The sequence below is a fragment of the Idiomarina sp. A28L genome, assembly GCF_000218785.1.
In the GTDB taxonomy this organism is placed as follows: Bacteria; Pseudomonadota; Gammaproteobacteria; order Enterobacterales; family Alteromonadaceae; genus Aliidiomarina.
Genome location: NZ_AFPO01000001.1, coordinates 125,364 through 139,923, shown reverse-complemented (window position 1 = coordinate 139,923; position 14,560 = coordinate 125,364). Strand labels below are relative to the sequence as shown.

Below are 14,560 nucleotides of genomic sequence, written 5' to 3'. Positions count from 1 at the left end.
TAAGTTGCAACTTTATGCGGATCGCCTACCCGGCCATTTAAAACAAGCATTAGCGCCCGTGTACATGGTATTTGGCGATGAGCCATACCTAGTAAGCGAATGCTGTGATTTGATCCGCAAAGCGGCACGCCAGCAAGGCTTCGATGAGCGCCAGCGTTTTACTCAAGATAAAGAGTTTTCCTGGGATAGCCTATTTAATGCGAGCCACACCCTTTCATTGTTCACTAGCAAACAAATTATTGAGTTGGAGCTTCCAGAAGCCAAACCCGGCCGCGATGGCAGCAGCGCGTTAGCCGATTTCGCCAATTCACAAGCACCGGACCAAATCCTTATTCTTTTCGGTGCGCATTTACGCAAAGATCAACAAAAAAGTAAGTGGTTCCAAGCGCTGCAAAAGAATGGTGTATTTATTCCAGTTTACACTCCTGATCGCAATAAATTACCAGCTTTCGTGCAACAACGCGCAGAAAAATTGGGCCTTATATTAGATTCAGAGGCTACTCAGCAACTATGTAATTGGTACGAAGGTAATCTACTTGCTCTTAGCCAAGCGCTTGAGAAACTTAAATTACTTTACCCTGAACAACGTATCAACCTTGAAGCAGTTGAGGCGGCCAATGAAGATAGCAGCCGCTATGATGTTTTTTCTTTACGCGATACTCTACTGCAACAAAAGCCAAAAGCATTTTTACATTGTTTACAACGCTTGCTGGAAACTGGCACTGAGCCGGTATTGGTTCACTGGGTATTACAGCGCTTACATTTTACTCTAATAGCCTTGCGCCAAGCACAACGGCAAAAACAAAACTTACAGCCTATTTGGTCGGCAGAGAACGTTTGGCCGGCGATGCAAGATAGCTATTTGCAGCTTTCACGAAAAGATACGCCTTATCGTAACCAAGCCAGAATTCATTTATTGGAGCGGCTCGAATATGCTTTAAAGCGCGATTCGGGCGAATCAGCGCAAGTGCTTGCTACGCACATAGGGTTACTCTTCATGCCACAATTGAGTAAGCTTGATACACTCGCAGAATTCACTCATTCAGCAGATATCGAGAGTTGGTGATTATGGCAAATACAAAACGGCAAATAGCAATTGTGGGTGGCACCTTCGACCCCGTACATTGGGGGCATTTACAGCCAATTCTTGAGGTTGCAAAAGCTTTTAATTTTGAATGCATTCACTTACTACCTACGTGCGCTCCGCCACACCGCCAACAGCCAGAAGTTCTAAACACTCACAGGCTTGGCATGCTGGATGCCGCTTGCCAATTAGATAAGCGCTTTGTTGTTAATGATTGGGAACTACGGCAAGGCTTACCTTCCCGCACATTACCTACCCTTAAGCATTTTCACACAGTTTCAGCCGATGCCACGTTATACTTTATTATTGGCATGGACAGTTTGTTAAACCTTCCTGATTGGCAACATTGGCAACGCCTATTTGATTTTGCGCATTTCATTGTAATTCCAAGGCCTGGTTATGCTCTGGAAAATGCTAGTAATGAGGTGAAAGCATTATTACAAGAACGGCAATGCAAAAGCGAAGAAATGCAAAGCGGCAACGGTAAGATTTTTATTGCTACTACCCAGCCGCTAGATATTTCGGCAACCGAATTGCGCCAACAATTACGAAATCATCAAGAACGCCCAGAATTATTACCGGAGCCGGTTTGGAATTATATTCGCGAACATAATCTTTACCGCTAGCGATAGCTGCATCAAGCCCTACACTCGTGGTACACTCTGCGGTTGACAAATTCTATAGGAGTAACCCAGCGTTGCAAACCGAACAATTACGAGATTTTATTCTCAGCAAAATTGAAGACCTGAAAGGCCGCGATATCCAAGTTCTTGATATCCGTGATAAAACTGATGTTACCGATTTTTTAGTTATCTGCTCTGGAAACTCGAAAACGCACGTACGCAGTATTGCAAAGCACGTTGCTCTTGAAGCGAAACATGTGGGCGAAATAGCCTTAGGCATGGAAGGTGAAGATGATGGCGAATGGGTTTTAGTAGATTTCGGCCCTGTTGTTGCTCATGTAATGCAAGATAGTACTCGTGATTTTTACCAACTTGAAAAGCTCTGGGGTTAAGCCGGATCTATGCGTTTACAATTAATCGCAGTGGGCAGCAAAATGCCAAGTTGGATTTCCACCGGCTATCAAGAATATGCTAAACGGATGCCTCCTGAGTTGCCCCTCGATTTAATTGAAATACAAGCTGGTAAGCGCGGCAAAAAAGCTGATGTAGGGAAACTTACTCAGCAAGAAGGCGAGAAAATGTTAGCGGCATTAAAAGGCCCTACACATGTTGTTACCTTAGAAGTAAATGGTAAGCCTTGGGATACCCACAAACTTGCACAGCGAATGCAGCAATGGCAACTTGATGGCCGCGATGTTGCTTTTTTAGTGGGCGGCCCTGAGGGTCTATCATCAGAATGCCAAGCAAGAGCAGATGAACGTTGGTCTTTATCGCCGTTAACCTTGCCTCATCCGCTGGTTCGTGTTGTTATTGCTGAAGCTCTATTTCGAGCTTGGAGTTTATTGAGTAATCACCCTTATCATCGCGAATAATTAAAACATGAAAAAACGCGTTCCGATTCGAAATCATCAAGCAGAATCAGCCTTATACGGGCGCCGAGCTATTGTTAGTTTAAGTATTGTTGTTATTGTGTTTCTCGGCTTACTCGCTAACCTCTATAAAATTCAAGTTACCAACTTCCAAGAGTTTCAAACTCGATCCAACAGTAACCGTATCGTTGTTCTTCCGGTAGCTCCGAATCGCGGGCTTATTTATGATCGCAATGGCACTTTACTAGCCGACAATACCCCTGTTTACAGCTTGGAGGTTTCCCCGGCTGAAGTTTCTGAAATGCGAATTGCTATTGAGCAACTTGTAGAACTTTTAGCGTTACCGGCAGATACTTCCGAAAATTTCTATTCGCGATTGAATCAACCTCGCCGATTCCCGCAAATAACTCTGTTCGATAACTTAAATGAATACCAAGTTGCGCGCTTTGCCAGTGTACAGCATCAGTTTCCCGGTATTAATATCGAAGGCCGCCTACAACGCTTTTATCCCCACAGAGATTTACTTACCCATGCACTCGGGTATGTTGGCCGTATCAATCAGCAAGATGTAATTCGTTTGCGAGAGCAGGAGTTATATGCTCAATACGCCGCTACGCGAACAATTGGCAAGCTCGGTATTGAGCGGCATTACGAAAATATTTTGCATGGCGAAGTAGGTTACCAAACGGTTGAAGTAAATAACCGTGGGCGCGTTGTCCGTACCCTCGATTTCAATCCACCAACACCCGGCAGAGATATACATTTAGAGCTCGATCTTGGCTATCAGCAAGTGGCTCGAGCCCAGCTGCGTGGTCGGCGTGGCGCTATTATTGTTTTAGATGCCAACACCGGTGGTATTTTGGCACTGTATTCAAACCCGGGTTACGACCCAAACTTATTCGTAGGCGGGATTTCTAGTGCAGAATATCGAGAATTACTGAATAACACCTCCAACCCTTTAATTAACCGCGCAACCCAAGGGCGCTACGCCCCTGCTTCAACTATTAAGCCTCATTTAGGCGTTCTAGGCTTACATCTTGGGGTTATTACTGCCGAATCAAGAATATGGGACCCTGGTTGGTATAAGCTTGATGGCGTTGAACGGCGATTCCGAGATTGGCGGCAGCATGGCCATGGCTGGGTGGATATCACCAAAGCTATTGCTGAATCCTGCAATACTTACTACTACGATTTATCTTTTCAGCTAGGAATTGATAACATTTCCAGCTTTATGGGCGAAATGGGCTTTGGTAAACGCACCGGTATTGATATATCCGAAGAAAGCACGGCCTTAATGCCCGATAGAGGCTGGAAACGCGCTCGCTACAATGAACCTTGGTATCACGGTGAAACACTTTCCATTGGTATCGGCCAAAGTTTTTGGACAGTAACACCTCTGCAACTAGCTACTTCAACTAGTATAATCGCCACTGAAGGTCGGCGGCTACAACCACGCTTACTGCGAGGTATTGGCGAACAGAATGCTATTGAGCTGACTGATATTATCGAAAATCCACCGCTGGTTTTAAGCGATCCTGCGCATTGGCAGACAATAAAAAAGGCTATGCAGGCAACTATTACCGATGCGCGCGGAACAGCTAGATTAGCATTTGTAAATGCGCCCTACACCGCCGCAGGAAAAACCGGAACGGCTCAAGTTGTAGCCTTAAGTGATGAAACCGATGAGCGCCCGGATATTGAAGATGTTGCGGAACGTTTTCGTGATAATGCTACCTATATAGGATATGCCCCCGCAGAATACCCTGAGATTGTAGTGGCTATTGCCTTAGAAAACGTTGGCGGCGGTGGCAGAAATGCGGCACCTGTTTCACGAGCATTAATGGATTATTACTTTGCCAACGACGAGGAAAAGGCGGCTATACTGCAAGCCATAGAAGACGAGGAAGCCGATGCAAACAACTGAAGAACGGCAACGTAACCCATGGTTGGCTAAATTGCATATCGATGGCCCCTTATTCCTAGGCTTAATTGCCCTTTGCTGTGTGAGCTTATTCGTTATCTATAGTGCCGGTGGGCAAGATTTGGGATTGGTTCAACGGCAAGTAATTCGTATGGGAATTTCATTCGGGGTGCTGTTCATCGTTGCCCAAATTGCACCTGATACTTTTCGTAACTATGCAGTACCGGTATACATTGCTGGGCTACTGATGTTGGTAGCGGTGATGTTTTTTGGCGTTACCGGTAAAGGCGCACAACGTTGGCTTGATATTGGTGTAACTCGAATTCAGCCCTCAGAAATAATGAAATTGGCAGTACCTATAATGCTTGCTTGGTATTGCGCGCGAAATCCCGTGCCTATTCGCTTCTTACAGGTATTAGGTGGCCTTCTTTTGGTGTTGGCGCCCACCCTACTTATAGCTCGGCAACCGGATTTAGGTACATCGGTACTTGTAGCAAGCTCAGGTATTTTTGCGCTGTTCCTTGCGGGCATGAGTTGGCGATTGGTGTTTACTGGCGCACTTACACTCGGTGCTTCATTACCGGTGTTTTGGTTTTTTCTACTACGTGAATATCAACGCCAGCGAGTACTTACTTTTTTAAATCCAGAGAGCGATCCTCTCGGTTCTGGTTACCACATTATTCAATCGAAAATAGCCATTGGTTCGGGTGGTGTTGAAGGAAAAGGTTGGCTGCAAGGTACCCAATCGCAACTGGAGTTTTTGCCCGAACGCCATACCGATTTTATTTTTTCTGTATTTAGCGAAGAGTTTGGCTTTATTGGGGTTGTTGGCTTACTTATTTTGTATAGCTTTGTGATTTTTCGTGGCATGTTGTTGTCTATTCGAGCACAAAGTAATTTTCAACGTATTCTCGGTGGCAGCATCACTCTTACATTTTTCATCTACGTACTGGTTAACATAGGTATGGTTTCCGGTGTTTTACCCGTAGTAGGAGTACCGCTTCCGTTGATTAGTTACGGTGGTACTTCAATGGTTACAATGATGGCTGGGTTTGGCATTATTATGGGTATTGCAACTCATAGGCGGCTAGCAATTAGCCAATCAACATAGTTTTTAAGGATTAATTTATGCAACGTATTTTGAGCTCATTATTACGCCCTCGAGTACTAGCTTCCGTTATGATAGCGGGCTGCTTCTTTGGGCAAGGTGCGTTAGCAAATGATTGGAGCGAAGCCGAACGCGCGTTTATTCAAGAGTTAGAGCAAGAATATAATATTCCTCGAACGCGCACTGAGGCCCTTCTGCGCGAAGCGATAAAAAGCCAAGATATTATCGATTCAATTACGCGACCATGGGAAGCACGCCCTTGGCACGAATATTATAAAATATTCTTAACCCAACGCCGTTTAGATGCTGGTATTGAATTCTGGAATGAGAATGAAGAAACGCTAAACCGCGCTGCCGAAACATACGGCGTAGCACCCGAAATTATTGTTGCCATCATGGGCGTAGAAACATTCTACGGCACTATCATGGGCCGCCATAGGGTGCTTGATGCATTGTATACCCTTGGGTTTCATTACCCACCTCGGCAAACATTTTTTCGCGGCGAACTTCGCCAGTTTATTCAATTAAGCGAAGAAGAAAACCTACCAGCTACTGAAATCCTAGGCTCTTATGCCGGTGCCATGGGGTTTGGTCAGTTTATTTCTTCAAGTTATCGCCATTATGCCGTAGATTTTAATGGTGATGGTGTACGCGACCTTATGGGTAACGTAGACGATGCCATTGGCAGTGTTGCTAACTACTTTGCAGAACATCGTTGGCAAGCAAATCAACCAGCGGCAGTTCCTGCTTGGGTTAGCGAAAATACGCCAATAGATGAGCTAACCTCGGGCCGCGGCCAAGTTCTTACCCATACTGTAGGTGAGCTGCGTGAGCACAACATTCACTTTATTACCGCACTTCCTGATGCCACGCCTGCGCGTTTATTCGCTTTTGAAGAACCTGAGGGCAATTATTCCTATTGGGTTGGTTTACCGAATTTTTACGCCATCACGCGTTACAACCATAGCCCGCTCTATGCAATGGCTGTGCTACAGATATCGAAACAGTTGCGCGAACATAGATAGTTAATTAGCAATACTGAAAAACCGTACTATAAAACCACTCAGCAAAAACAATAATGATAAACAAAGGTATGAGAATTATGCTCGAAACAGCGGCCAATAAAATTATCTTGGTATGCATACTATCTGCCCTCGTTTCTGGTTGTGCAAGTTCCACCAACAACCAACGTTACCGCCTAAATCAAGATCAAGCTCCGGCAAGAGTGCCAACAGCAGCAGAACTTTACCAAGTAGAACCTCGGCACGAACCGGTGAGCCGAGTTGGTAACTTGCCCTATCAAGTGAATGGTGTGCAATATTATGTTCTCGATACAAATGAGGGCTATAACGAGGTAGGAATAGCCTCGTGGTACGGGCAGAAATTTCACGGCCATCGCACCTCAATGGGTGAGTTTTTTGATATGTATGGCCTAACCGCAGCACATAAAACCTTGCCTCTACCCAGCTGGGTGCGGGTAACCAACCTTGATAACAACAAGGAAATTGTGGTCCGCGTAAACGATAGAGGTCCTTTTCATCCAGATCGAGTTATTGATCTTTCTTATGCAGCCGCCTATGCCCTTGGCATTGATAGAACAGGCACTGGCCGAGTTCATATCGAGGCTATTACTCCAAGCCGAGAAAGTAATGTTCTGGCTGCAGAGAGCAGCGGTGATGAATATACCCACTTCATACAGGTTGCAGCAGCAAGAGAAGCTGCCAACTTAGAGAACTTACAGCTACGTTTACAAGAAGTTTATGCGTTAGATGCAACTACTCAGCTGCAAAATGGTCTGAATCGTTTATTATTAGGCCCGTTTACTGAGCAACAAACCATGCAGTGGATTAACCGTTTACAGGCTGATGGATTTGATGGAATATTCCGCGTTCCAATTAGCCAAAGCCCGTAAACACATATCGGTAAATACATATTTTTGGTATACTCTGCACACTTGCTAATTAGGCAATTGCAGTAGCTGAAAGAATATTACCTCCCATAAAAGCAGCGGCATTCAGCATAATGATCTTAAAGCCCGTTTAACTGAAGAGAAACTTTGTAATTATGAATAGCAACCGAATTTTATTTGTTCTGATGAGCATTGCTCTGGTTCTTTTTCAAGGCGTTGCCAGTGCTCAATCTGTTGTGCCACCAGTACCGAACGTGAACGCACGTGCCTATGTCATGATGGACTATACTACGGGCCAAATTATTGCCAGTGAAAATGCTGATGAGTTACACGGCCCTGCCAGTTTAACCAAAATTATGACCAGCTATATTATTGGCCGCGAACTGCAAAGTGGTAATATATCCGAAACGGATATGGTAACTATTAGCCGAAATGCTTGGGCACGTAACTTTCCTGGCTCTTCTTTAATGTTTATCGAAGTTGGCAAAGAAGTTTCAGTAAAAGATTTGAACTATGGAATTATTATCGCCTCTGGTAATGATGCCTGTGTTGCTATGGCCGAACACATTGCCGGCACCGAAAGTGCATTTGCCGATTTAATGAACGCATACGCTGGGAAGCTTGGCATGACTAATACCAACTTTGCCAACTCTCATGGTTTACCTGCTGATGACCAGCGGACAAGTGCTCGAGATATGGCAATTTTGGCGCGTGCAATGATTCAAGATGTTCCTGAAGAATACGAGATCTATAAAGAGCGCGAATTCACTTTTAATGGCATTCGCCAATACAACCGTAATTCCTTGCTTTGGGATCGTAGCCTAAACGTAGATGGTATGAAAACTGGCTTCACTACAGAATCCGGGTACAGCTTGGTTACTTCGGCCGTTGATGGTGAAACACGCTTAATAACTGTGGTAATGGGTACCGCAAGCGAAGCAGCTCGTGCAGCCGAATCGAAAAAGTTACTCAACTACGGTTTCCGTTATTTTGAAACAGTAACTGCATACAGCGCAGGTGATGAAATGGCCACGCAACGTATTTGGGGTGGCAGTGCTGATGAAATTAAATTAGGTGCTGGGGAAGATGTTGTTATTACCCTTCCACGCGGACAACGCCAGAACCTAAATGCAAATTTTGTTCTTGATAATGTGTTAGAAGCACCGTTAGCCGAGGGCCAAGTTGTAGGCACTGTAAATCTAACGCTTGATGGTGAAGATATTGCCAGCTTCCCATTAGTAACCTTGCAAGCAATCGAGCAAGGTGGCTTCTTTAAGCGTATAATGGATAGCATTAAGCAAAATTTTAGCGACGAATAGTTTAAATCTGAGTTTGTCGGCACCATATTGTTGGCAAGAAGGTTTAACACTTAGGCAAAATCTCCGCTTTCAACGGAGATTTTTGTTTATTTAACGCGTAATTGATTTATTCAAGCCACATTAACCATCGCGGGCTTGGGGAGCAGTACAATGAACACGAAATTTGATGAACTACTCGATTTCCCATGCGATTTTACATTTCGCGTAATGGGGGTTGCTTCTGAAACACTTCCAGATGAAATTATATCTGTAATTCAGAAACATGCGCCTGGCGATTACAGCCCGGAAATCAAACCTTCGAGTAAAGGGAATTACTGGTCGATTTCAGTATGCGTTGTGGTGACAAGTAAACATCATGTAGAAACTCTTTACAAAAGCTTATCTGACATCGAAAAAGTCCGCTACGTTTTGTAACACCTTAACGACATAGAGGCTGATCGCAATAAGCCACGGCAACGTTTACCCTCTAACGCATAATCATGAATAACCACAACCTTTATCGGGTGGAGTTCCCGATACAGCGGAGTATAATAGCGCAATGAGCAAGTTAATTGTCCGCCAGCTCCAAAACACGGATTACGAGCCGGTTTGGAAAGCGATGCAAAACTTTACCGATTCTCGTAATGAAGATACCGATGATGAGCTTTGGATTGTGGAGCACCCGCCAGTATTTACCCAAGGGCAAGCGGGCAAAGAAGAGCACTTGCTAGCCCCAGGAAATATTCCTGTTGTTCCGGTAGATCGCGGTGGCCAAGTAACTTACCACGGGCCCGGTCAGTTGGTAGTTTATTTTATGCTAGATATACGTCGGCGCAAAATGGGTGTTCGCCAACTCGTTACGGCGATAGAAGATACTGTTGTTGCGGCGCTTGCAAAGCATGGTATTAGCGCTGCACCTCGCCCTGATGCACCCGGCGTGTATATTGGCGAAGAAAAAGTATGCTCTTTAGGTTTGCGAATTCGCAAAGGTTGCTCATTTCATGGCCTAGCGCTCAATGTAAACATGGATTTATCACCATTTTCACGAATAAACCCATGCGGTTATGCCGGTATGGTAATGACACAAACCTCGGCCCACGGTGGCCCTGATAGTGTTGAACAAGCAGCTAAGCATGTTGTGCAGCTTTTTGCAGAACAACTTAGTTACATTCAGATTGAAGAACAAACGGGGCTGCCAGAACGTAATGTCTAAACAAGCAACGTCTATCAAAACGGCTAAACTTGAAGCCGGAGAAAAATTACGCGACGCAGATAAAATGTCGCTGATTCCAATCCAAGTGCTACCCACTGAGCGCGAGCAAATGCTGCGTAAACCAGATTGGTTGAAGGTTAAACTTCCGCGCTCAACTGATAAAATTGATAAAATTAAGCAAGCTATGCGCAAGCATGGTTTGCACTCAGTATGCGAAGAAGCTTCTTGCCCTAACCTACCTGAGTGCTTCAATCACGGTACCGCAACCTTTATGATCCTCGGCGATATTTGCACACGCCGTTGCCCATTCTGTGATGTTGCCCATGGTCGGCCATTACCGCCAGATCCGAAAGAAGCAGAAAAACTCGGCCTTACCATTCATGATATGGGCGTGAAATATGTTGTGGTTACCTCTGTGGATCGTGATGATTTACGTGATGGTGGTGCGCAACATTTTGCCGATTGTATTCGTGAAATTCGTGCCCATACGCCGAGCATTAAAGTAGAAGTATTAGTGCCTGATTTCCGTGGCCGCATGAATATTGCACTCGATATCCTCAGCGATGAAGCCCCTGATGTGTTTAATCACAACTTGGAAACAGTTCCGCGCATGTATAAAGCAGCGCGGCCGGGGGCAAACTATCAGTGGTCACTTGATCTGCTGAAACTTTACAAAGAACGCCGCCCTGATGTTCGCACTAAATCTGGATTGATGGTTGGTTTAGGTGAAACTAACGAAGAAATTCTAGAAGTTATGGAAGATCTTCGTCGGCATAACGTAGATATGCTCACCATTGGCCAATATTTGCAGCCAAGCCGCCACCATATTCCAGTAGCGCGGTATGTAACACCTGATGAGTTTGCAATGTTTAAACGAGAAGCTGATCGTATGGGCTTCACTCAAGCCGCATCGGGGCCTTTGGTACGTTCTTCTTACCATGCCGATCTGCAAGCGGCTGGGATCGAAGTAAAATAAGCCTACAATCGTTGATTGTTCGCGCTTAATCGCATTTCTCTGGATTTATAAGTTAAAACAAGGTGTGATAGGAAGTTATCGCATCTAATTATAAATCTGGAGAAAGCTATGCGTTCCCTTACAATACTGCTCTCGCTTTGCTTGCTTATTAGCAGCAGCGCTTGGGCAAACCCGGTAAAAACCGGCTACCTTGAACCTTCCCAAGAAATTATTGATATCGTTGATGCTGCCCCAGCACCAGGAGCAAGCCTAAGCTCTGATGGCAAACTGATGCTAGTGCTCGATTATCCAGCGCTGCCGGTGCTCGAGGATCTTGCCGCATCGGAATACCGCTTGGCGGGTATGCGTATCAATCCAGACAACCAAACTACCGCACAAGCACGTTACATTTCTGGCTTTCGTTTAATCGATGTTGCCTCAGGTGAACCTATTGCAATTCGTGGTTTGCCCAACAACTTACGTGCTATCAACGCATCTTGGTCACCTAATAACCGCTACATCGCGTTCGTACAAATGGAGCAAAATGCCACCCATTTATGGCGTATTGATACTCAGCGTGGGCGTGCCGAGCGTTGGTCGAAAGCTGATCTAAATGCGGTTTGGGGTGCGCAAGTTGAATGGAGCAGTGATAGTAAATCAGTGTATACGCTCACCGTAGATAGTAAGCGCGGTTCAGCTCCAAAGCGTAGCCGTGTTCCAGCAGGCCCAGTAATCACAGAATCGCGTGGCCGTTCAGCACCTGCTCGAACTTACCAGGATTTACTAGCCGATAGCCATGATGAGGCATTGTTTGATTACTATTTTAGCAGCCAAGTAGCGCGCATAGACGAACGTGGCCGTGTGCACAACCTCGGCCAGCCAGCGGTAATAAACAACATTAGCCTATCGCCAAACAGCCAGTTTGTATTAGTTACGAACCTAGATAAGCCTTATTCGTATGCTGTTCCACAATTCCGTTTTGCCCGCACTACAGCGGTTTGGAACGCACGTGGTGAAAACGTTTACACTGTTGTAGAACAAGCTATTGCTGATAACCTACCTATTGGCTTCGATGCAGTTGTTCCTTCTCGCCGCAGTATCAATTGGCGGAATGATGCCGATGCAACTTTGGTTTGGGCACACGCCGCAGATGGTGGCGATCCGCGTGCTGATGTAGAAGTGCGCGATCAAGTATTTCAACTTGCGGCTCCATTTACCGGAGAGCCGAAAAAACTTGCTGATTTAAGCTTTCGCTTCAGCCGTTTATTAGCTGCCGATGGTGAAACTGCATTAGTTTGGGAACGCTGGTGGGCCGACCGAAACGAGCGTTTATGGCGTGTTAGCCCAGAGGGTGATTCAGCACCAGAACTCATCTGGGATCGCTCTTCAGAAGATCGTTACAACGATCCAGGCATGCCTTTTACCAAGCAGCTCGCAAACGGCCGCCGAGTTCTAATTCTTGATAACGACCATATCTTGCTTACCGGCACTGGCGCTTCCGATGAGGGTGATCGCCCATTCATTGATCGCCGTAATTTAAGCACTGGTGAAACCGAGCGTTTATGGCGTTCTGAAGCACCTTATTTTGAGCGTCCGCGCAGTGTAATTGATGCCTCAAAGTTAACCTTCCTTACTCAGCGGGAAAGTATCGATACACCACCTGATTTCTACATTCGCGATGTCAAAAATGATAGCCTTAGTGCATTAACCAGTACCCCGCATCCAATGCCCCAAACATTGGAAATATCGCGTGAATTGGTCAACTATGAGCGTGAAGATGGCTTGGCAATGTCGGCAACTTTGTTCTTGCCTGCCGGTTACGATAAAGAAACTGATGGCCCATTACCTACTATCGTGTGGGCATACCCGCGTGAATACAGAAGCTCAGCAGCTGCTGCTCAGGTAAGTGGTTCACCTTATCGCTTCAATCGCATTAGCTACTGGAATCCACAGTTCTTAGCTACACAAGGCTATGCAGTATTTGATAGTGCTACTATGCCGATTGTTGGTGAAGGTGAGCAACTACCAAACGATACATTTATTGAACAGTTGGTTATGAACTCAAAGGCCGTGATTGAATTTGGTACCTCCTTAGGTGTGAGTGACCCGGATCGCTTTGCGCTTGGAGGCCATTCTTACGGGGCTTTCATGACAGCTAACGTATTGGCTCATTCTGATCTATTCAAAGCCGGTATAGCGCGTAGCGGAGCTTACAACCGCTCACTAACACCATTTGGGTTCCAACGTGAAGAACGCACAATTTGGGATGACCCTGAGTTATACCAAACCATGTCACCGTTCTTTTCGGCTCATCAAATCAAAACACCATTACTTCTGATTCATGGTACCGATGATAACAACTCAGGTACCTTCCCAATGCAAAGCGAACGCCTCTACCAAGCAGTTAAAGGTAATGGTGGTGTTGTGCGCTTAGTAATGTTGCCATTGGAATCGCATGGCTATCGTGCACGGGAATCCGTGTTGCACATGTTGTGGGAAACGGTGGAATGGTTAGATGAGTTTGTTAAAAACGCTGATGTTGAAAGCGCCGAATAAATAACAAACCAAGTTATACGCAAAGCGCCTCTTATGAGGCGCTTTTTTGTTACTCGAGGTGTTGCTGAATAAGGCGTAAATAAAGTGCTGGAACCTCACCTATTTCATGTTGCTCCATCCAGGTTTTTTCTGCTACCGGTTTCCAAGCATATCGGCCTGTTCCTTCACATGTTTTCGCAGCGAATAGCCCTATTTTCTGAGTATCACTCGAACCTAGTCGCCAAACTCCGTGTGCATCTTTTGTTCCTAGTGGTTGCTCAATAAAATCTGCCCATGGCAAGGCTTGTAAGAATTCACGCATTTCCTCTGGTGTAAACCATTGTTTATGCGTTATCACTAAGTTGCTCGCCGTAAAATTAAACTCGCCATTGCAAAATTGCCGCGCCAAATCTGGGTGCATTGCATATTCATCGGCTAGCCCCAACGCATGCCCAAGTTCATGTTGCAAAACTTGTACACTGGCATTTCGTTTGATAAAAACCACGCCATTGCGAGTATTCGCTAAACCTGAATCAGTTAATACAATATGAATTTGTGGTTTCGAAAGAAAGCTATCGCTTGGTGCATTGTTTTTATTGATGATGTTCTCAGTGCTCTCACCATATGAAATCTTAGGAGTACACCAAGCTCTGCCTAACTGCTCATGGCAATCGGATGTATAAAGATCGTGCCGCAGAACCGCGCAAAATGATACGTTTGCCGCTACTTCGCTCTGCCGATCAGTGCTATTTTCAGATGCAGTGGCAGGTAGTAACGTTTCAATTAATCGCTGATGCCAATATTGCGCCAGTAGAAAATCATCTTCCTGACCATGAAAGTTCAGCGCTATATCGCAATGTTCAGCCTCTGCAATAACACGTGGCTGAGAAAGCTCAACTTGCGATTCATTTAGCGTATTGGTAGCCAACCCTTCTAACTGAATCGATACTGGTGGGCCAATTAGCCTGAGCAGTAATATCACCAGTAATACTAGGGCGATAACAATACCAAGTACCCTCAAAGCTTGTTGTGCTTTTGCACGCAA

General features: G+C 45.4%; 14 protein-coding genes. 13 read left to right on the top strand and 1 reads right to left on the bottom strand.

The genetic code is table 11. The features are described from left to right. Nucleotides 1-4: 4 nt before the first annotated feature. The 13 genes from holA to A28LD_RS00580 all read left to right on the top strand — a co-directional run bounded on the left by holA (nucleotide 5) and on the right by A28LD_RS00580 (nucleotide 13,536). Nucleotides 5-1,066, top strand: coding sequence for a DNA polymerase III subunit delta (holA, locus tag A28LD_RS00640; protein WP_007419121.1), 1,062 nt, complete (start codon nucleotides 5-7; stop codon nucleotides 1,064-1,066). A gap of 2 nt (nucleotides 1,067-1,068) precedes the next feature. Then, nucleotides 1,069-1,710 carry a nicotinate-nucleotide adenylyltransferase gene (gene nadD, locus A28LD_RS00635; protein ID WP_007419120.1) on the top strand — a complete coding sequence of 214 codons (642 nt, stop codon included), beginning with the start codon at nucleotides 1,069-1,071 and terminating at the stop codon, nucleotides 1,708-1,710. A 71-nt stretch (nucleotides 1,711-1,781) separates the two neighbouring features. Further along, complete coding sequence (gene rsfS / locus A28LD_RS00630) at nucleotides 1,782-2,099, top strand: ribosome silencing factor (protein WP_007419119.1); 318 nt, start codon at nucleotides 1,782-1,784, stop codon at nucleotides 2,097-2,099. A gap of 9 nt (nucleotides 2,100-2,108) precedes the next feature. Next, nucleotides 2,109-2,579, top strand: a complete 471-nt coding sequence (gene rlmH / locus A28LD_RS00625) for a 23S rRNA (pseudouridine(1915)-N(3))-methyltransferase RlmH (protein ID WP_007419118.1) — start codon at nucleotides 2,109-2,111, stop codon at nucleotides 2,577-2,579. Between the two features lie 7 nt (nucleotides 2,580-2,586). Continuing rightward, nucleotides 2,587-4,500 (top strand): penicillin-binding protein 2, encoded by a 1,914-nt coding sequence (gene mrdA / locus A28LD_RS00620; RefSeq protein ID WP_007419117.1) that lies wholly within the window; start codon nucleotides 2,587-2,589, stop codon nucleotides 4,498-4,500. Then, on the top strand, nucleotides 4,487-5,608 hold the full coding sequence (rodA, locus tag A28LD_RS00615) for a rod shape-determining protein RodA (protein WP_007419116.1): 1,122 nt from the start codon (nucleotides 4,487-4,489) through the stop codon (nucleotides 5,606-5,608). Before mrdA ends, rodA begins: the two co-directional genes overlap by 14 nt. Before the next feature lie 17 nt (nucleotides 5,609-5,625). Further along, entirely contained in the window at nucleotides 5,626-6,630 is a 1,005-nt protein-coding gene (mltB, locus tag A28LD_RS00610) for a lytic murein transglycosylase B (RefSeq protein WP_007419115.1), read from the top strand. Between the two features lie 77 nt (nucleotides 6,631-6,707). Further along, nucleotides 6,708-7,517 (top strand): septal ring lytic transglycosylase RlpA family protein, encoded by an 810-nt coding sequence (locus A28LD_RS12415; protein WP_007419114.1) that lies wholly within the window; start codon nucleotides 6,708-6,710, stop codon nucleotides 7,515-7,517. A gap of 152 nt (nucleotides 7,518-7,669) precedes the next feature. Then, the gene (locus A28LD_RS00600) at nucleotides 7,670-8,833 is read left to right on the top strand and encodes a D-alanyl-D-alanine carboxypeptidase family protein (protein WP_007419113.1); all 1,164 of its coding nucleotides are present in this window, start codon (nucleotides 7,670-7,672) and stop codon (nucleotides 8,831-8,833) included. Between the two features lie 150 nt (nucleotides 8,834-8,983). After that, the gene (ybeD, locus tag A28LD_RS00595; RefSeq protein ID WP_007419112.1) at nucleotides 8,984-9,247 is read left to right on the top strand and encodes a DUF493 family protein YbeD; all 264 of its coding nucleotides are present in this window, start codon (nucleotides 8,984-8,986) and stop codon (nucleotides 9,245-9,247) included. Nucleotides 9,248-9,371: 124 nt separating this feature from the next. After that, nucleotides 9,372-10,025, top strand: a complete 654-nt coding sequence (lipB, locus tag A28LD_RS00590) for a lipoyl(octanoyl) transferase LipB (RefSeq protein ID WP_007419111.1) — start codon at nucleotides 9,372-9,374, stop codon at nucleotides 10,023-10,025. Continuing rightward, a complete protein-coding gene (lipA, locus tag A28LD_RS00585) occupies nucleotides 10,018-11,001 on the top strand; it encodes a lipoyl synthase (protein ID WP_007419110.1) in 984 nt (327 codons plus the stop codon). The genes lipB and lipA overlap by 8 nt, the downstream gene beginning before the upstream one ends. Nucleotides 11,002-11,109: 108 nt before the next feature. Next, entirely contained in the window at nucleotides 11,110-13,536 is a 2,427-nt protein-coding gene (locus tag A28LD_RS00580; RefSeq protein WP_007419109.1) for a S9 family peptidase, read from the top strand. A gap of 49 nt (nucleotides 13,537-13,585) precedes the next feature. Here the strand turns inward: A28LD_RS00580 and A28LD_RS00575 are convergent, their stop codons facing one another. Further along, entirely contained in the window at nucleotides 13,586-14,560 is a 975-nt protein-coding gene (locus A28LD_RS00575; RefSeq protein ID WP_007419108.1) for a hypothetical protein, read from the bottom strand.

Bases quoted from the DNA above. Each gene is read 5' to 3' on its own strand.
- nadD (WP_007419120.1), top strand. From the start codon at position 1,069: ATGGCAAATACAAAACGGCAAATAGCAATTGTGGGTGGCACCTTCGAC.
- mltB (WP_007419115.1), top strand. From the start codon at position 5,626: ATGCAACGTATTTTGAGCTCATTATTACGCCCTCGAGTACTAGCTTCC.
- rlmH (WP_007419118.1), top strand. From the start codon at position 2,109: ATGCGTTTACAATTAATCGCAGTGGGCAGCAAAATGCCAAGTTGGATT.
- A28LD_RS12415 (WP_007419114.1), top strand. From the start codon at position 6,708: ATGCTCGAAACAGCGGCCAATAAAATTATCTTGGTATGCATACTATCT.
- rodA (WP_007419116.1), top strand. From the start codon at position 4,487: ATGCAAACAACTGAAGAACGGCAACGTAACCCATGGTTGGCTAAATTG.
- A28LD_RS00600 (WP_007419113.1), top strand. From the start codon at position 7,670: ATGAATAGCAACCGAATTTTATTTGTTCTGATGAGCATTGCTCTGGTT.
- mrdA (WP_007419117.1), top strand. From the start codon at position 2,587: ATGAAAAAACGCGTTCCGATTCGAAATCATCAAGCAGAATCAGCCTTA.
- ybeD (WP_007419112.1), top strand. From the start codon at position 8,984: ATGAACACGAAATTTGATGAACTACTCGATTTCCCATGCGATTTTACA.
- A28LD_RS00580 (WP_007419109.1), top strand. From the start codon at position 11,110: ATGCGTTCCCTTACAATACTGCTCTCGCTTTGCTTGCTTATTAGCAGC.
- lipA (WP_007419110.1), top strand. From the start codon at position 10,018: ATGTCTAAACAAGCAACGTCTATCAAAACGGCTAAACTTGAAGCCGGA.
- lipB (WP_007419111.1), top strand. From the start codon at position 9,372: ATGAGCAAGTTAATTGTCCGCCAGCTCCAAAACACGGATTACGAGCCG.